Annotated in this window: 15 protein-coding genes; 7 read left to right on the top strand and 8 right to left on the bottom strand. The window is 60.1% G+C overall.

Features of this window, described 5'->3' with window-relative positions; all coding sequences use genetic code 11:
• Window positions 1–62: 62 nt before the first annotated feature.
• The 7 genes from J7394_RS13535 to J7394_RS13505 form a co-directional block, all read right to left on the bottom strand.
• A complete protein-coding gene (locus J7394_RS13535; protein ID WP_209253721.1) occupies window positions 63–1,127 on the bottom strand; it encodes a Hint domain-containing protein in 1,065 nt (354 codons plus the stop codon).
• 106 nt (window positions 1,128–1,233) lie between these two features.
• A complete protein-coding gene (locus J7394_RS13530; RefSeq protein WP_209253720.1) occupies window positions 1,234–2,724 on the bottom strand; it encodes a replicative DNA helicase in 1,491 nt (496 codons plus the stop codon).
• A gap of 259 nt (window positions 2,725–2,983) precedes the next feature.
• Window positions 2,984–3,661, bottom strand: a complete 678-nt coding sequence (locus J7394_RS13525; RefSeq protein ID WP_170458556.1) for an orotate phosphoribosyltransferase — start codon at window positions 3,659–3,661, stop codon at window positions 2,984–2,986.
• Window positions 3,662–3,802: 141 nt separating this feature from the next.
• Window positions 3,803–4,984, bottom strand: a complete 1,182-nt coding sequence (locus tag J7394_RS13520; RefSeq protein WP_170486873.1) for an ammonium transporter — start codon at window positions 4,982–4,984, stop codon at window positions 3,803–3,805.
• Window positions 4,985–5,183: 199 nt separating this feature from the next.
• Window positions 5,184–5,660, bottom strand: coding sequence for a CinA family protein (locus tag J7394_RS13515; protein WP_209253718.1), 477 nt, complete (start codon window positions 5,658–5,660; stop codon window positions 5,184–5,186).
• Window positions 5,657–6,154, bottom strand: coding sequence for a phosphatidylglycerophosphatase A (locus J7394_RS13510; RefSeq protein WP_209253716.1), 498 nt, complete (start codon window positions 6,152–6,154; stop codon window positions 5,657–5,659). Before J7394_RS13510 ends, J7394_RS13515 begins: the two co-directional genes overlap by 4 nt.
• Window positions 6,151–7,281, bottom strand: a complete 1,131-nt coding sequence (locus tag J7394_RS13505) for a bifunctional 2-C-methyl-D-erythritol 4-phosphate cytidylyltransferase/2-C-methyl-D-erythritol 2,4-cyclodiphosphate synthase (RefSeq protein ID WP_209253715.1) — start codon at window positions 7,279–7,281, stop codon at window positions 6,151–6,153. Before J7394_RS13505 ends, J7394_RS13510 begins: the two co-directional genes overlap by 4 nt.
• Window positions 7,282–7,388: 107 nt before the next feature.
• Between J7394_RS13505 and dusB the strand changes: the two genes are divergently transcribed.
• The 7 genes from dusB to J7394_RS13470 all read left to right on the top strand — a co-directional run bounded on the left by dusB (window position 7,389) and on the right by J7394_RS13470 (window position 16,506).
• Window positions 7,389–8,447, top strand: coding sequence for a tRNA dihydrouridine synthase DusB (dusB, locus tag J7394_RS13500; protein WP_256439833.1), 1,059 nt, complete (start codon window positions 7,389–7,391; stop codon window positions 8,445–8,447).
• Window positions 8,444–9,532 (top strand): nitrogen regulation protein NR(II), encoded by a 1,089-nt coding sequence (locus J7394_RS13495; RefSeq protein ID WP_170659687.1) that lies wholly within the window; start codon window positions 8,444–8,446, stop codon window positions 9,530–9,532. The genes dusB and J7394_RS13495 overlap by 4 nt, the downstream gene beginning before the upstream one ends.
• Window positions 9,532–10,899 carry a response regulator gene (locus tag J7394_RS13490; protein WP_170373863.1) on the top strand — a complete coding sequence of 456 codons (1,368 nt, stop codon included), beginning with the start codon at window positions 9,532–9,534 and terminating at the stop codon, window positions 10,897–10,899. The genes J7394_RS13495 and J7394_RS13490 overlap by 1 nt, the downstream gene beginning before the upstream one ends.
• A gap of 99 nt (window positions 10,900–10,998) precedes the next feature.
• The gene (locus tag J7394_RS13485; protein WP_209253713.1) at window positions 10,999–13,287 is read left to right on the top strand and encodes a PAS domain-containing sensor histidine kinase; all 2,289 of its coding nucleotides are present in this window, start codon (window positions 10,999–11,001) and stop codon (window positions 13,285–13,287) included.
• Window positions 13,284–14,693: a sigma-54 dependent transcriptional regulator gene (locus J7394_RS13480; protein ID WP_170373861.1), complete on the top strand. Its 1,410-nt coding sequence runs from the start codon at window positions 13,284–13,286 to the stop codon at window positions 14,691–14,693. The genes J7394_RS13485 and J7394_RS13480 overlap by 4 nt, the downstream gene beginning before the upstream one ends.
• A gap of 18 nt (window positions 14,694–14,711) precedes the next feature.
• A complete protein-coding gene (locus J7394_RS13475; RefSeq protein WP_209253712.1) occupies window positions 14,712–15,302 on the top strand; it encodes a helix-turn-helix domain-containing protein in 591 nt (196 codons plus the stop codon).
• Between the two features lie 43 nt (window positions 15,303–15,345).
• Window positions 15,346–16,506 (top strand): MFS transporter, encoded by a 1,161-nt coding sequence (locus tag J7394_RS13470; RefSeq protein ID WP_209253711.1) that lies wholly within the window; start codon window positions 15,346–15,348, stop codon window positions 16,504–16,506.
• Here J7394_RS13470 and J7394_RS13465 read toward each other — a convergent pair.
• The gene (locus J7394_RS13465; protein WP_170466659.1) at window positions 16,494–16,973 is read right to left on the bottom strand and encodes a hypothetical protein; all 480 of its coding nucleotides are present in this window, start codon (window positions 16,971–16,973) and stop codon (window positions 16,494–16,496) included. The genes J7394_RS13470 and J7394_RS13465 overlap by 13 nt on opposite strands.
• Between the last annotated feature and the right edge of the window lie 4 nt (window positions 16,974–16,977).

The raw sequence follows: 16,977 nt of genomic DNA, 5'->3' as shown, positions 1-16,977 counted from the left end.
GTGATGCGCACAATGGGATTGTGCGACGAAACAAGTCAAAGGCCCTTGGCACAACGGATCGTTCAGAGCGGCCCGGGGCCGTCTTGTCGCCGCCCGTCCAGCAAAGGCTTGTTGTTGCTCAGGTGCCGGGTCACCAATTTGCGCTGGCGTTTGTTGCTTGGAATATACCGGGCGGGCTGCGGAGCGGTAAAACGGGCCAACTGCGGGAACAGCAGCATCAACTCCTCGCGTGAGGCGTCATCCATGGATTGCAGCGCCTGCGGACCGGTAAACAGACTTTCACTGGGCGCGTCTTCGGCAAACAGCACCACGTGGCGGTCGAACACAAGGTGGTGATAGGTCACCTGTAAGACACTGGTGTCGATGAAAACGCCCGGCATCCGGGTCAATTGAATGGCCGAGACCAGAACGGATTCGGTCCCGAACATGCGCTGCGCGATCGGAGATCGGATCAACATCCGATGCTGACGCGAGACCAGAAGATCACGTTTCGGCAGCGATTGCCCAAGCGCGCCCGCAACGATGCGCACCGGAAACAAACGTGGGGTCTTTATCAACTCGGCCCGGTTCAGGCTGCGCGACAAGGTCATGCGCAGGGTCTCGGGCGGGCCACCTTCGGTCAGAACCTGATCTCCGGCGCGGAGTGTCTCAACAGGAACCTTGCCACGTGGCGTGTCGATCAGGGTGCCCGCTGTGAAACAGGGCGCGCCGGGGCTTGGGTTGGGGTTCTCGACGAAATTCACCCCATCGGTCGAGGTCAGGGACGAGGTGTCATCCGTCCCGTTGCTGCCGATCTGGGTTGAGGTCAGCCCGCTGGCCGCGCCCCCATTTGCGGTGACCTGATTGTCGAAGGACACAAAGCTCAGCACCGTGCCATTGTCGTCCAGCGACACCGCGCCCAGCCGGTTGATACGGGCCGAGACCACGTAATAGTCGAAACCGCTGACCGTGTTCACAGGTGCGGTGTCGACATCCGTCGAACTTCGGACCGAGCCGTTGGCGTTGTAGACCTGCACCCTCAGATCCGAGACATCCGTGCCGGCAGGAACGCGGATTTCGATGAAATCCCCGTCCGGCGCAAAATTCGGCCCGTTTCTGTATCGTATTTCCGAGATGATTGCGGGCAATGACGTAGGCCTTGCTAAAATCCGGCAGTACGTGCCGTCATTCAGTACACACTAACACACGACGATTACCATTCAAAATCGGCTGTTTGAATATTTAAGGTGACTTTTAGTAGCCTTCGATCTCGCCGCCCTGTTGCCAGGGCTTGACCAGATTGCCGAAGCGGGTGAACTGCGCCTCGAACGACAGCTCGACCGTACCAATGGGGCCGTGGCGCTGCTTGCCGACGATGACCTCGGCCTTGCCATGCAGGCGCTCCATGGCCTGCTTCCACTCTTCCATCTTGTCCAGTTCATGATCGCCGGGCTTTTCGCGTTCCTTGTAGTATTCTTCGCGGAATACGAACATCACCACGTCGGCATCCTGTTCGATCGAGCCCGATTCCCGCAGGTCAGACAGTTGCGGGCGTTTGTCGTCGCGGCTTTCCACCTGGCGGCTCAGCTGGGACAGGGCGATGACCGGGATGTTCAGTTCCTTGGCAATCGCTTTCATGCCCATCGAGATCTCGGCGATCTCGTTGACGCGGTTGTCCGACATGCCCCGGCACAGCTGCAGATAGTCGATCACCAGCAGGTCCAAGCCGTGTGTCCGCTTCAACCGCCGCGCACGCGCTGCCAATTGCGAAATCGGTAGGGCAGGCGTGTCGTCAATGAACAGGGGGCAGGCTTCCAGTTCTTTAGCGGCATCGACGAAGCGGCGGAACTCGGCCTCAGTCATGTCACCTTGACGGATCTTGTGGCTGGAGATTTCCGAGGCTTCGGCCAGAACACGACCTGCCAGCTGTTCGGCGCTCATCTCGAGCGAGAAGAAGCCCACGACGCCACCATCAATCGCGCCTTCGCTGCCATCGGGTTTCAGCCCGCGCTTGTAAGCCTTGGCCACGTTGAACGCCACGTTGGTCGCCAGCGAGGTTTTACCCATCGACGGACGACCCGCGAGGATGATCAGGTCCGAGGGGTGCAACCCGCCCAGCTGTTTATCCAAGTCGGCCAGACCGGTGGAAATCCCCGCCATGCCGCCACCGCGCTGGTACGCCTCATTGGTGACGTTGACGGCTTCTGTGACCGCCTTGAGGAAGGATTGGAAACCCTGTTCGGTCTGGCCCTGCTCGGAAAGTTGATAGAGTTGTTGCTCGGCCTCGACGATTTGTTCTTTGGGCTCGCTGGACACATCGACCCGTGCCGCCTTGTCCGAGATGTCTCGGCCCAGCCGGATCAACTCGCGTCGAATGGCGAGATCATAGATCATCTGAGCGTAGTCATGCACCGCGAAGGCGCTGATCGAGGCCCCGGCGAGTTTGACCAGATAGGCGGGTCCGCCCAATTCCTTCAGGCCCTCGTCATCCGCCATGAAGGATTTCAGCGTCACGGGCGATGCCAGCGCATTCTTGGCGATGCGATTGGCTGCGACCTCGTAAATCCGCGAGTGAACCGGGTCGTAGAAATGCTCGGCCCCGATGATCGAAGCAACCCGGTCATAGAGGTCGTTATTGGTCAGGATTGCGCCCAGAAGCTGCTGCTCGGCCTCAATGGAATGCGGCATGGTCTCGGCGTTTTGAATCTGCGCCGCTGCCTGCTCGATACTGCTGATCTCGTTCATCTTGTCCCCGCTGCCCGTTCCGAGGTTCTACACGCCAAGCCCCGGTTCAAGCTATCTGCAAATGAATGGGGGTAAGTTGGGATAACCGCCCCCGGCTTCGGGATAACTGCCCATCTGAATGGGGATAACTTCCGCCCAGTTTTGCACGGGACGAAAGCTATCGCAACATTTGGTGTGATGGGCGCGAAATTCGACTAGATAGGCGCGCTTTGGATCGATTCGAAAATCAACTATCCCCAGCTTGCCCACAGGCCGAATTTTACGATTTATTCGCGTCCTGCCACCCACGCGGGTCGTTCAGGAAGGCTTCGACACCGCTAAGGGTCTCTTCATCAAAGGCCTTTTGCGCCTTGGCTTCGGCCAGAACGTCCCACCAGGTGCACAGCGAATGCAGCTTCACGCCGTGATCGCCGAGGGTCTTCTCGGTCTCGGGGAAGATGCCGTAGTAGAAGATCACCGCGGTATGGCCGCAGGTCGCGCCGGTTTCGCGGATCGCATCGACAAAGGACAGTTTCGAGCCGCCATCGGTGGTCAGATCCTCGACCAGCAGCACGCGTTCCCCTTCGCTCATCGCGCCTTCAATGCGGGCGTTGCGGCCGTAACCTTTGGGCTTCTTACGCACATAGGTCATGGGCAGGGCCATCCGTTCGGCGACCATGGCGGCAAAGGGGATGCCCGCTGTCTCACCGCCCGCGATATTGTCAAATGCCTCGAAACCGGCCTCGCGCATCACAGTGACGGTCAGGAAGTCCATCAGGGTCGAGCGGATGCGGGGGTATGAGATCAGCTTGCGGCAATCGATATAGGTCGGGCTTGGCAGGCCGCTGGCCAGCGTGAACGGCTCACGCGAGTTGAAATGCACGGCCTTGATCTCCAGCAGCATCCGCGCGGTCAGGCGGGCGATTTCAGAGCTGTCGGGAAATGAACTGGGGATCATGGCGCAAACCTCGGGGCTGAAAGAGTGTTGCGGGCTGATAGCCTGTCCATCGGCCCGGAGTCGAGAGGGCCGAACAAAGAAAAAGCGGACCCGCGACAGGTCCGCTTTTGCCCTTACGGGCGATGGGCAACCAAGGTGGGCTTAGCTGCTCATGTCATAGGCACGCTCGCCGTGTACCGACAGGTCGAGGCCGTTTGTCTCGGTCTCGGCGTCTACGCGAAGCGGGGTGATGGCTGCAACCACCTTAATCAACACAAAGGTGACAACTGCCGTAAAGGCACCCACAATCACAAGGCCTCCCAGTTGTGCTGTCCATGTGCCCAGACCGAACAGCGCGATCATGATGGTGCCAAAGATGCCCCCGACACCGTGCACGGCAAAGACGTCCAGCGTGTCGTCGATGTTCAGCTTGTTGCGGATGACAAAGACGGCCTCCTGACACAGAACACCGGCCACGGCCCCGATGATCAGCGCCTGCACCGGACCCACAAAGCCAGAGGCCGGAGTGATCGAGGCCAGACCCGCGATGGTGCCTGTGACCAGACCAACCATTGACGCTTTGCCAAAGCGGATCTTCTCCCACAGGGCCCAGGTCAGGGATGCAGTTGCGGCGGACAGATGTGTGACGGTCATGGCCATCGCGGCGCCTCCGTCAGCGGCCAGTTGCGAGCCGCCGTTGAAGCCGAACCAGCCGACCCACAGCATCGCGGCACCGATCATGACAAAGCCCGGATTGTGCGGGGGCGTCGTGCGGTTGCGGCGTGGGCCGAGGATCACGGCGATGATCAGCGCGGCCAGACCCGCGGTCTCGTGAACAACAATGCCGCCAGCAAAGTCGCGCACGCCGATCTCACCCAGAATGCCGCCATCGGACAGCATCCCACCGCCCCAGATCCAGTGGACCACCGGCGCATAGCACAGCAGCATCCACAGGCCCGAGAAGGTGAGGACAAAGCCAAAGCCGACCCGCTCGACATAGGCGCCGACGATCAGGGCGGGGGTGATGATCGCGAAGGTCATCTGGAAGGCAAAGAATAGGATTTCGGGTAGGGTGCCCGCAAGGCTGTCGGCATCAACACCATTCAGAAACGCTTTGCCCAAGCCACCCCACAAACCGCTTTCACCGGGCCCGAAAGCGATGGAATAGCCCGCGACCAGCCAAAGGATGCTCATTAAACAGGCAATCGAGAAGCAATGCATGAATACGCTGAGGACATTTCGAGCACGTACAAGCCCTCCATAGAACAGGGCAAGGCCCGGCAATGTCATAAACAGGACCAGTGCGGTTGCCACAATGATCCAGGCTGTATCGGCTCCGTTCATGGGCCGGTCTCCTTTTTTTGCCGTTCGGGCGTCGGCCGGGCAAACCGCCACGACCGACACCTCGTGAGTGGTGTGCGGCGGGTTGAAGCCGAGCTGGATCGGGGAAAAAAGAGGCAGGGGTGCAAAAAGACGCCTATTTAGACGGCTTTTTGTCAACTGACGCCTAATATTGCGTCATTACGACGACTTTGCTGTAAATTTAAGCGGTTTGGGAAAGGCCGGAACGGAGCATTTCCAGCGCATGATCCCGCGCGGCCTGACGGACTGTGTCGCGCCCCAGAGCGCCGAACTCGACAGTTTCGGTGCGCGTTGGTTGCCCTTCGGCGGCAAGGCCAAAGCACACGCGGCCTTCGGGTTTGAATTCCGATCCTCCGGGGCCTGCGATGCCGGTGATCGACACGGCCAGCTGCGCGCGCGAATGGCGCAGCGCGCCATCGGCCATTTCTTGTGCGACCTGCTCTGAGACCGCGCCATGGGCGTCCAGTGTCTCGCCGCGCACACCAAGCATCTGCTGCTTGGCCTCGTTGGTGTAAGTGACGAACCCCCGGTCCACCACGGCCGAGCTGCCGGGGATGTCGGTCAAAGCAGCAGCCACCATGCCGCCCGTGCAGCTTTCTGCGGTCGCGATCATGATGCCTTGGGCTTTGGCACGGTCCAACAGCTCAGATACGGTCATAGGCCCAACACTCCATGTGCGATCCCGGCCAGAACCATCACGCCGATGGCGGCAAAGACACCGGCGATCACATCGTCCAGCATCACGCCCATCGCGTCTCCTTTGCGATCGGCCCAGCCGACCGGGCCGGGCTTGGTGATGTCGAACAGCCGGAACAGCAGGAAACCCGCGACCCAACCGGGCCAGAGCGCGGTGATCTCGATCCCGTGTGCCCAGCTTGGGTAAGAAATAGCCCAGAGCGCTATGAACTGGCCTGCGACCTCATCGACGACGATCTCGGACGGGTCGTGATCCTCTTGCCCGGCGGTCATCACCTTTGTGGCCCACAGACCTGCAATGAACACCACGAGCGTCGCGAGGACGAGCAGGGGGAAGCCGCCCAAAACGTGCAGGACCCAGACCAGAGGCAGAGCCGCAAGCGATCCCCATGTGCCGGGGGCAGGGCGTAGATATCCGACGCCGCAGACGGTTCCAATGAGACGCGCGATACTCATGCTTTCACCAAACAGGCGGTGGCGAGCGACGCGATGCCCTCGCTGCGCCCGGTAAAGCCCAGACGCTCAGACGTGGTTGCCTTGACCGAGACCTGATCAGCACGCAATCCCATGATTCTAGACATTTCTTCTTTCATTTCTGCAGCATGAGGGCCGATCTTGGGGTATTCGCAGACCAGCGTACAATCGACGTTCGAAATGCGGTAGCCCATCGTCTCGGCCAGCTCGACCGCATGGCGCAGGAAGATCTCGCTGGCTGCGCCTTTCCATTGCGGGTCCGAGGGTGGGAAGTGCTGGCCGATATCCCCTTGCGCCAGCGCGCCGTAAATCGCGTCGGTGACCGCGTGCATGCCGACATCCGCGTCGGAATGCCCTTGCAGCCCACGCTCATGCGGGACTTTCACGCCGCAGAGGATCACGTGATCGCCATCGCCAAATCGATGCACATCATAGCCGTTGCCCAGCCTCACATCCATATTCGTTCCCATTATCCGTTCCGCCCGTTCAAAATCCTCAGGGCGGGTGATTTTCAGATTGTCCGCATCGCCCGGCACAATGCAAACCTCAAGTCCTGCGGCCCGTGCGACCTCAACATCATCCGCAGCGCCACCGGGATGCGCGGCATGTGCTTTGACAACGGCATCGTAGTCAAATCCCTGAGGGGTTTGCGCTGCAAACAGGTTGTTGCGGTCCTGCGTCCCAGAAACCGAGCCATCATGCCCGATCCAAAGCGCATCCGTAACAGGTAAACCGGGGGCTGCGGCCTGGTGGGTGTCCAGCGTGCTCAAGACATTCTGAATGAGATGCGCCGAGACACAGGGCCGTGCCACGTCATGGATCAGCACACGGGTCACTAGGTGATTTGCCAATGCTTGCAACCCATTACGAACCGAACCTGCCCGATCCGCGCCACCTGCCGCAAGTATCAGGTCGGTGTCGCGAAACTCCTCCCAAGCCGGGGCGTCTTCTTCCGACAAGACCAAAACGATGTGGTCGACGAGACCGCGAAACCGGTCGATTGTCCAATCCGCTACGCGTCGACCGGCCAGCGCGCGCCATTGCTTGGGCGCGCCGCCTCCGGCGCGCAATCCACGCCCTGCGGCAACGATTATGGCGGCTGTGGTCATGGTCGGGTTTCTCCGGAATGTTGCGCTTTGTTTAGGGGGCGGTGAATGCAGAGGCAATCACCCATGGTAATGTGATTAATTAATAGGCAAGTGATGATTTTGCAGGCTTGATGACCGTCGTTTTGTTGTTCATATGCTCCGAATTCGATATCAAATCCTCAATTGCCCAAGGATTAAGCACGTTGACGCTGCACCTCGCCGACAAAACCGTATCTCCGCCTATCTTGCTGGCCCCGATGGCTGGAATCACGGATCGCCCGTTCCGCGATTTGGTTATGCGTTTTGGCGCGGGGATGGTGGTCAGTGAAATGGTCGCCAGTCAGGAAATGGTACAGGCCAAACCTGGCGTGCGCGAGCGAGCCGAGCTGTCGGCCGATGTGGAAAACACTGCCGTTCAACTTGCCGGGCGTGAGGCGCATTGGATGGCCGAGGCTGCCCGTCAGGTGGCCGATCGCGGCGCGCGCGTGATCGACATCAACATGGGCTGCCCTGCCAAAAAGGTGACCAACGGCTATTCCGGCTCGGCCTTGCTGAAAACACCAGACCACGCCCTGAGTTTGATCGAGGCTGTGGTAGAGGCCGTCGATGTCCCCGTGACGCTGAAAACACGGCTTGGATGGGACGACGCGCTGCTGAACGCGCCTGACGTGGCACGCCGGGCCGAGGGGGCGGGGATCCGGATGGTCACGATCCACGGACGGACACGCTGTCAGTTCTATAAAGGCCGTGCCGATTGGCAGGCGATCCGAGCGGTGAAGGAGGCGGTCTCGATCCCCGTCATCGCCAATGGGGACATCGTGGATACGCATGCGGCCCGCACAGCGTTGAAGCAATCGGGCGCGGATGGCGTCATGGTTGGCCGAGGGGCGCAGGGCAAGCCATGGCTGCTGGCGCAGATCTGCCATGAGGTCTATGGCACCGACGAGCCGGAGATCCCCGAAAGCGCGGATCTGATCGACATGGTGCGCGCGCATTATCAGGCGATGCTGGGCTTTTACGGTAGCGACCTTGGCCTCCGCGTCGCCCGCAAACATCTGGGCTGGTACATGGATGAGGCCGGAACGCCCGCGCCTCTGCGTCGCGCGGTCCTGACCTCGCGCGATACGGATGAGGTGCTGCGCCTGCTCGGCGATGCGCTGGAGCGTCAGCAGGGAGTGGCAGCATGACCTCGGATCAGAGCATCTGGAACTCGCTGCCCGTCCCAGCCTTCATTATCGACCAGGACGACCGGATTGCGGATGTGAATTCCTCGGGTGAGGGGTTTCTGAACGCTTCGCGCAAATCGGTGATCGGCCACCCCGTCTGGGATCAGATCGCCGTTGATGCCCCGCTGGAAGAAGCCTTTGACCGCGCGCGTGCTCAGGGAACGCCCTTGTTCGTCAACGACGTGGATGCAGGGTCGGGCAACCGCGCACCGCTGCAATGTGCCTTGCAGATTGCGCCACTGGTTGGGCATCCCGGGTCGATGATCATGATCATATCTCCGCGCGAATTGGCGGGGCGCATGACGCGGGGCAATACGGTCAAATCCGCCGCGCAATCCGCCATCGGAATGGCCGAAATGTTGGCGCATGAGATCAAGAACCCACTGGCGGGGATCACCGGCGCCGCGCAATTGCTGAGCATGAATATCGCGCCGCAAGACCTTGAGCTTACAGATCTTATCGTTGCCGAAAGCCGCCGGATCGTGAAACTGCTGGAGCAGGTTGAGCAATTCGGAAACCTGCAGCAACCCGACTTCAAGCCGGTCAACATCCACGATGTTCTCGACCGCGCCCGCCGTTCGGCCTTGTTGGGCTTCGGCGCGGATATGGCCATTGTCGAGGACTATGACCCCTCGCTGCCGTTGGCCTTCGGCGACCCGGATCAACTTCTGCAAGTTGTTCTGAACCTGTTGAAAAACGCCTCCGAGGCAGCGGGTCCTCAAGGCGGCACAATCCGTCTGCGGACCTATTTCGAACATTCCTTCCGCCTGCGCCGCAGCGATGGATCGGGACATTCGCTGCCGCTGCAGATCGAGATCATCGACGATGGTCCGGGCTTGCCGGAAAAAATCCGCAGTGACATCTTTGACCCCTTTGTCTCGGGCAAGGAAAACGGGACAGGGCTGGGGTTGGCTTTGGTCAGCAAGATCATCTCGGACCATGACGGCTGGATTTCCGTTGATTCCGTGCCGGGGCGGACCGTTTTCAAACTGTCGCTGCGCCGTGCGCCGGCTGAAAATAAAAAACCGAAAGAGGAGAGTATCTGATGGATGGCACCGTTCTGGTCGCTGATGACGACCGCACGATCCGCACCGTTCTGACACAGGCTCTGACGCGCGCCGGATGCAAGGTGCATGCCACGTCCTCGCTGACCACGCTGATGCGTTGGGTTGGCGAAGGCAAAGGGGACGTGGTGATCTCGGACGTAGTCATGCCGGACGGTAACGGCTTGGAAATGCTTCCAAAGATCGCCGAGGACCGTCCTGGCTTGCCGGTGATCGTGATCTCTGCTCAGAATACGATCATGACCGCGATCCAGGCGGCCGAGGCGGATGCTTACGATTACCTGCCCAAGCCGTTTGACCTGCCGGACCTGATGAAACGGACGGCACGTGCCTTGGAGCAGAAGCAGCGCCTACAAAGCGATCCCGAACCCCAAGAGAATGAGCGCCCGGATGAGTTGCCTCTGGTCGGACGCACCCCGGTGATGCAGTCGCTTTATCGTCTGGTGGCGCGGGTGATGAACACCGATCTCTCGGTCATGATTTCTGGTGAAAGTGGGACCGGTAAGTCTCTGATCGCGCGGGCTATTCACGATTTTTCGGACCGTCGAACCTTGCCCTTTGTGACCGCAACGGCGGCCGATCTGCGTGACCTAGAAGGCCCTGCGCGCGTCATGGCGCGGGTGCGCGGCGGGACGCTGTTGATTGATGAGATCGCCGATATCGACGACGAGATTCAGGCGCGGATCGTACGGATGATGGACACGCCGGGTGATCACGTGCCCCGCTTTATGGCCACCAGCCAATCGGATCTGACCGCCGGGATGGAGGGCGGGCGTATCCGTCAGGACCTCTACTACCGCCTCTGCGGCGCAACCATTCATGTCCCGGCCCTGCGCGAGCGGGTGGACGATATCACCCTGTTGGCCGAGCATTTTCTGGCCCGTGAGGAAAAGGATCTTGGGTCCAAACGCTGGCTCAGCGCTGATGCGGTTGAGCTGGTCCGGCGCTATTCCTGGCCGGGCAATGTGCGGCAGTTGGAGAACGCGATCCGCAGGCTCAGTCTGACCAGCCGGTCCGATGAAATCTCGAAAGCCGAGGTCGAGATGGTTCTGGGCAGCCAGCCCGAAGCCGAGCCCGTTTTGGGCGGAGGAGAACGCGAAAAACTGGCAACCTCGGTTGAGCGCCATCTGCGCCGCTATTTCGATCTGCACGGCAATATGCTGCCACCTCCGGGCCTGTATCAGCGCATTTTGCGTGAAGTTGAGGCGCCGTTGATCGAAATCGCGCTGGAAGCAACCGGCGGAAACCAGGCAAAATGCGCGGATTTACTTGGGATTAACCGAAATACGCTGCGGAAAAAGATCACGGACCTCGATATTCAGGTGACACGCCGTCGCAAACTGATGTAATATCGCCACACAAAGCGTGGCATTCGGGTATCGCCCGGGAATAGACCACGAGATATGGCGGTTCGCTGCGAAAGCAGCACATCAGGATGAGGGCAGACGGTGGCAACCCGGGCACAGAGCGGGATTCTCCCATCGGTTAACCGGTGGCGCAGATCCCGGAAACTGCGCAATTACAGCACCTTCGGGCTGGTTCTTCTGGGACCGCTCTTGGCGCTTGCGACGTATCTTGTCATAGGTCCGTTCGATCTGGGCGCAACTGCCCCGACGTTGCGCCTGATTCTTCTGGCTGACCTTGTTTACGTGCTGGTCGTTGCGGCCCTTGTGCTGGGGCAATTGGGCAGTCTGATCGCAGCGCGGCGGGCGAAATCGGCGGGGTCGCGCCTGCATTTGCGTTTGATCGGCGCGTTTACTCTGCTGGCGCTGGTGCCGACGGTGACGGTCGCGATCTTCGCCGGGCTGACGGTGAATATCGGCCTTGAAGGCTGGTTCTCGGACCGGGTTCGGCAGGTTGTGGGGTCGTCGCTGACGGCGGCCGAGGCTTATGAGCTTGAACACCGGCAGGGCCTGACGCAGGACGCCGCCGTTCTGGCGCTTTTCCTCGACAATGCGCGCGCCCGCGATTTCTACATTTCGGATGCGGAATTGCGCGAGGTTCTGGCGCAGGGGCAGGCGCAGATCCAGCGTGGCTTGCGCGAGGCCTATGTGATTGACGGCGACGGAGAGATCCGGTCGCGCGGCGATCGATCTTACCTGTTCAATTACGAAGAACCGACCCCCGAGCAGATGGCGGAAGCCACCGACAGCGGCCTTCTGATCATCGCGGATTGGCAGAACAACGAATTCCGCGCGCTGGTGCCCTTGCAGGCGTATTTGGACCGGTACCTCTACGTTAGTCGTGAGGTCGACGGCCAGTTGCTGACCCTGCTGGATGACACCAAGGAAACCGCGCAGTTCTATCAACAGCTTGAAAGCGAACGCGGGCGGGTGCTGTTCGAGTTCGGTCTTCTTTATCTTGGCTTTGCGCTGATCCTGATCCTTGCCGCGATGTCGTTGGGGATGTGGTTCGCGGAACGCCTCTCGCGGCCCGTGGGGCGCCTGACCACAGCGGCGCAGAGGGTCGGTGCGGGCGATCTGAGCGTGCAGGTGATCGAAGAGGCCAGCGATGACGAAATTGCCATGCTGGGTCGCTACTTCAACCAGATGACCCGGCAGTTGAAAGGTCAGCGGGACACGCTGCTTGAGAATACTCAGCAGATCGAAAGCCGCCGCCGCCTCTTCGATTCGGTGCTGAGTTCGGTGACCTCGGGCGTTGTGGGCGTGGACCCGGAAGGGTGCGTGACCTTCGTCAACCGCTCAGCCGAGCGGCTGCTGGATTGGTCCCGGGGCGAGGAGCATCTGGCCATCGGCATCGCGGTGCCCGAATTCCTGCCTTTGTTCGAAAGCTTGAAAGACAGCGGGCAAGAGGCCGTGCAAGGTGAGATCAAGGTCACCCGCAAAGGCCAGTTGGAGAACCTGCTGGTGCGGATGGCCACACGGCGGGGCGAAGACGGTGGGCTTGAGGGCTATGTTGTGGCCTTTGATGACGTCACCGATCTGGTCAGCGCGCAGCGTATGGCCGCGTGGGGCGATGTGGCCCGGCGGATTGCACACGAGATCAAGAACCCTCTGACCCCGATTCAGCTGAGTGCGGAACGGATCAAGCGAAAGTTCTCGCGCAAGCTGGATGAAGAGGATTGCGATATCCTCGTCTCCATGACCGACGTGATCGTGCGTCAGACCAATGACTTGCGTCGGATCGTGGATGAGTTCTCGAAATTCGCACGCATGCCCGAGCCGGAACGGCGCGAAGAAGATGTTGTTGCACTGGTGCGTGAAGCGGTGCTGTTGCAGCAGGCCGGACAACCCGAGGTGCAGATTGATGCGGATCTTCCGGACCAACCGATCCCGGTGGATGTGGACGCGACCATGCTGAATCAGGCATTCACCAACCTAATCAAGAATGCCGGGGAAGCCATTGAAACCCTGAAGGAAAAGGGCGCTCCTGAAAACCTAAAGCCGCAGATCAAGGTGGCGGTCTCCAGTGATGATGCTGGGACGATCATCACCATTGCGGATAACGGGATCGGGCTGCCGGAAGACCGTGCGCGGTTGTTTGAGCCCTATGTGACCACACGCGACGAAGGGACCGGGCTGGGCCTGCCTATCGTCAAGAAAATCATCGAAGAACACGGCGGAGCGCTGACGCTAGAAGACGCGCCCACCTTTGACGGACAGGACCATTTCGGCGCAATGGCCGTGATCCGTTTACCGGGGGCGAACCTCCCATCCAATTCAGCGCCACAGAAGCAGGCGATTAAAACCAACATAATGAAAGCAGGCCAAAGATGAGCGACATTCTGATCGTAGATGACGAACGCGATATTCGCGAACTGGTGTCCGACATTCTGGAGGACGAAGGCTATTCAACCCGACTGGCGGCGAACTCGGACGAGTGCATGTCGTCGATCAATTCCGAGCCGCCGGGGCTGTTGATCCTGGATATCTGGCTGAAAGACAGCCGCATGGATGGGATTGATATTCTGAAGGCGGTGAAACGCGACAACCCGGATGTGCCGGTGGTGATTATTTCGGGTCACGGCAATATCGAAATCGCCGTCGCCGCCATCAAACAGGGCGCTTATGACTTTATCGAAAAGCCCTTCAATATTGACCAGTTGATGGTCGTGATCCGCCGCGCGATGGAGACTTCGCGCTTGCGTCGCGAGAACGCTTCGCTGAAACGCAAAGAGGTCAGCTGCTCGGATATGATCGGCAAATCGGCCTCGTTCCGGGCGATGCAGGGCCAGCTGGACAAGGTCACCAAGTCGAACGGCCGCGTGATGCTGAGCGGACCGGCGGGTTCGGGCAAGGAAATCGCGGCGCGCTATATCCACGCGCATTCCAATCGGGCCAACGCGCCCTTCGTGACGGTCAATTGCGCCGGAATCGAACCAGAGCGGGTCGAAGAGGTTCTGTTCGGACGCGAAAGCAGCGAACGCGGTGTGGAGCCGGGCCTGCTGGAAGAAGCGCATGGCGGCGTGATCTATTTCGACGAAGTGGCCGATATGCCCTTGGGTACTCAATCCAAGATCTTGCGGGTTTTGGTCGATCAGCAATTCCAACGCGTTGGCGGCTCGGACAAGGTGCGGGTTGATCTGCGCGTGATTTCCTCGACCAATAAAAACCTCGATGATGAGATCGTGGCGGAGCGTTTCCGCGAAGAGTTGTATCACCGCCTTAACGTTGTCCCGATTGACGTCCCCTCGCTTGAGGACCGTCGTGAGGATATTCCGGTTCTGGCGCAGCATTTCATTGAAATGTGCAATGAAACGCAGGGCTTGCCGGTTCGGGAACTGTCCGAGGAAGCGGTTGCGCTGCTCCAGACCATGACCTGGCCCGGCAACGTCCGGCAGTTGAAGAACCTGATCGAGCGTGTTCTGATCCTCGGCGATGGCACAGGCCCGATTGAGGCGCGTGAGCTGCCGAGCGATGAGGACAAGGCCGAGGATTCGGGTCGTGTGGTCCTGTCCGGTGCGCTGGCCACTCTGCCACTGCGGGAGGCGCGAGAGGCGTTTGAGCGGGAGTATCTGCTGACCCAGATCAACCGGTTTGGTGGCAATATCAGCCGCACGGCCAGCTTTGTCGGGATGGAGCGCAGCGCGCTGCACCGCAAGCTGAAATCGCTGGGTGTTGTGACCTCGAACAAATCGGGCGCGCGCGTTGCCCAAATTGATGAGCCGGAACCGGCAGAGTAATCTGCCGGGAGGATCACCATGGGTATTGGCGTGCCATCCACGGGCAAGTGGCTTGAGACCCGGGGCTATCCGGGCTTCGGCAAACGCCTGAAACGGTTGCGCCGGTCCGTCGGGTATAAACAGGCCTATCTGGCCGAGCTGCTGGAGGTAGATCAGGCTACCATCTCGCGTTGGGAGAGAGGCGGACAAACGCCGCCTCCGGACACGCAACAAGCAGTCTTTGCTGCACTTGGTCCAAAGCGATCCGATGACAATGCGTTGCGGCGCTTGGTGATGAATTCCTCCGATTGCCTTCATTTGGTCGAAGAGGCGAGCCACAAATGCCTTGCCTATTCCGCCAGTCGGGCAAGGGATTGGAAAACCAGCCAGAACGCGCTTTTGGACGTGTCGCTCTGGCAGTTTGCGACCGAAGAAATCCAGAAGGCCGAAGCCGAGTTGGAAGCCGAAGGGTGGTGGGATCTGCACACGCCCGCGCCCAAGGCGTTCCAGACCTCCGAGGCGATTCACGACCGTATTCGGATAAGTGCCGGAGAAATCTACTGGGAACGTCTCTACCTGTCTGACGGCACGCCGGTTCGTTTGGTCAGCGGGACGAGAGCGGGTGCATAATTTATGCGTTCCTTGGGCTGAGCAGGCGCTGTAAAAGCGCCCCATGATACAAGCATTTCAGGTTCTTCTCCTCTGGCTGGCCGGTCTGGGCGCAGCCACGCAATTTGCCAAGATTGCCGTGCCGTTTCCCGAACTTGTGTTGCTTTACCCCGATCATGCCGAGAGCATGGGGTGGCTGTTGTCGATCATCAGTCTTCTGGGCGCGGTTCTGGGTGCTGTGTCCGGTGCCGTCGTCGGGCGCGTCGGGGCGTTGAAACTGCTGATTGGAGGGTTGTGTCTGGGCGGCGCGCTGTCGATCTTTCAGGCGAGCCTTCCCGGGTTTTACACCATGCTGGCCACCCGGTTTGTCGAGGGGGTCTCGCACCTCGCCATCGTCGTCGCCGCGCCTACGCTGATCGCTCAGATCACCAGCGGCAAGGCGCGCAATATCTCGATGGTGTTATGGAGCACATTCTTCGGCGTGGCTTTCGCGCTGAACGCCTGGATCGGCCTGCCGGTCGTCGAGCATTTCGGGCTGCCTTTTTTCTTCGCTTTGCATGGCGGCCTGATGATTGCCATCGCGGGTCTGATCCTGCTTTGTGGATTAAAGGTTCAACCTTCTCAGGACGTTGCCCCTTGGCGTTGGAGCGAACTCATTGACGTGCATCTGCGCACCTACCGATCACCCTTTGTGTCGGCCCCGGCCATAGGTTGGTTCTTCTACACCTTAACCTTCGTCTCTTTGCTGGCCATCCTGCCGAGTCGGCTGCCCGAGGGGCATGCCGCGACGGTCGCAGGCCTCATGCCCTTGGCAGGCATTATTCTGAGCTGGCTCGCGGTCCCGATCCTCTTATCCCGCATGTCCTGTGTTTCGGTCATCAATCTGGGATTTGCGCTTGGAATGTTTGCTATCGCCGGGGTGTTTCTTGGCGTGCCGCTCGAACTCGTTTGTGTATGTCTGTTTGCGGTGCTGGGTCTGGTGCAAGGGGGCAGTTTTGCCGCTGTGCCGATCTTGAACCAAACGCCCGAGACGCAAGCCCTCAGCTACGGCGCAATGGCGCAAATGGGCAATGCGGGGAACTTGTTGGGCACGCCTGTTCTGTTGGCCGTCCTTGGACGGACGGGCGAGGCCGGCATGTTGATCACAGTGATCGGAATCTACGCGGCTGCGATCCTTGCGCATGTCGCATTGGCGCGAAAGCGAGCGCTCCGTCAGCCGGCCTGACCGGGCGTGATGATCTGAAACGACCCGTCATCGAATTTGACGAAGCAGGATTCCGTATTCAGCGGAGGGAGGGTCGTTGTGCGGGTCGCCGGAACACGGGATTTCACCCCGGACTTGCAGGGCGGCAGGCTGACAGGGCGAAACCCTTTCTGCGCCATACACTGTGCCTCAACCGTGTTGCGCAGGGGTTGGTTGACGTCGACCGTGTATATGCGCCCAGGCTCCCACCAACCGCCCGACCGATAGCACCGTCCGCTTCCGTCGCAATAGGTGCGGCCCGGCCAATAGGTCGGCGGCCCTTGACGGACCTGGTTGGCAACCGGTGCCTGTTCAAGCGCCTGAACCTTACACTGAGTGGTTTGTTCCTGCATCTTCGAGACGCTTTCCCCCTCGCGATAGTATATGGAAAGCGGGCCGCAGGCGGTCAGCAGCATTACTGGAACAAGCAGGTGAACGAGTGTTTTCATATGC

Origin of the sequence: Ruegeria sp. R13_0, assembly GCF_017743995.1 — a bacterium.
GTDB lineage: Bacteria > Pseudomonadota > Alphaproteobacteria > Rhodobacterales > Rhodobacteraceae > Ruegeria.
The sequence above is the reverse complement of the archived record's forward strand: the minus strand, read 5'-3'. Positions and strand labels throughout refer to the sequence as shown.

Excerpts from the sequence above, each read along its gene's own strand:
- J7394_RS13465 (WP_170466659.1), bottom strand. The coding sequence starts at position 16,973 with ATGAAAACACTCGTTCACCTGCTTGTTCCAGTAATGCTGCTGACCGCC.
- J7394_RS13505 (WP_209253715.1), bottom strand. The coding sequence starts at position 7,281 with ATGACCACAGCCGCCATAATCGTTGCCGCAGGGCGTGGATTGCGCGCC.
- J7394_RS13510 (WP_209253716.1), bottom strand. The coding sequence starts at position 6,154 with ATGAGTATCGCGCGTCTCATTGGAACCGTCTGCGGCGTCGGATATCTA.
- J7394_RS13525 (WP_170458556.1), bottom strand. The coding sequence starts at position 3,661 with ATGATCCCCAGTTCATTTCCCGACAGCTCTGAAATCGCCCGCCTGACC.
- J7394_RS13520 (WP_170486873.1), bottom strand. The coding sequence starts at position 4,984 with ATGAACGGAGCCGATACAGCCTGGATCATTGTGGCAACCGCACTGGTC.
- J7394_RS13475 (WP_209253712.1), top strand. The coding sequence starts at position 14,712 with ATGGGTATTGGCGTGCCATCCACGGGCAAGTGGCTTGAGACCCGGGGC.
- J7394_RS13490 (WP_170373863.1), top strand. The coding sequence starts at position 9,532 with ATGGATGGCACCGTTCTGGTCGCTGATGACGACCGCACGATCCGCACC.
- J7394_RS13495 (WP_170659687.1), top strand. The coding sequence starts at position 8,444 with ATGACCTCGGATCAGAGCATCTGGAACTCGCTGCCCGTCCCAGCCTTC.
- J7394_RS13470 (WP_209253711.1), top strand. The coding sequence starts at position 15,346 with ATGATACAAGCATTTCAGGTTCTTCTCCTCTGGCTGGCCGGTCTGGGC.
- J7394_RS13530 (WP_209253720.1), bottom strand. The coding sequence starts at position 2,724 with ATGAACGAGATCAGCAGTATCGAGCAGGCAGCGGCGCAGATTCAAAAC.
- J7394_RS13515 (WP_209253718.1), bottom strand. The coding sequence starts at position 5,660 with ATGACCGTATCTGAGCTGTTGGACCGTGCCAAAGCCCAAGGCATCATG.
- J7394_RS13480 (WP_170373861.1), top strand. The coding sequence starts at position 13,284 with ATGAGCGACATTCTGATCGTAGATGACGAACGCGATATTCGCGAACTG.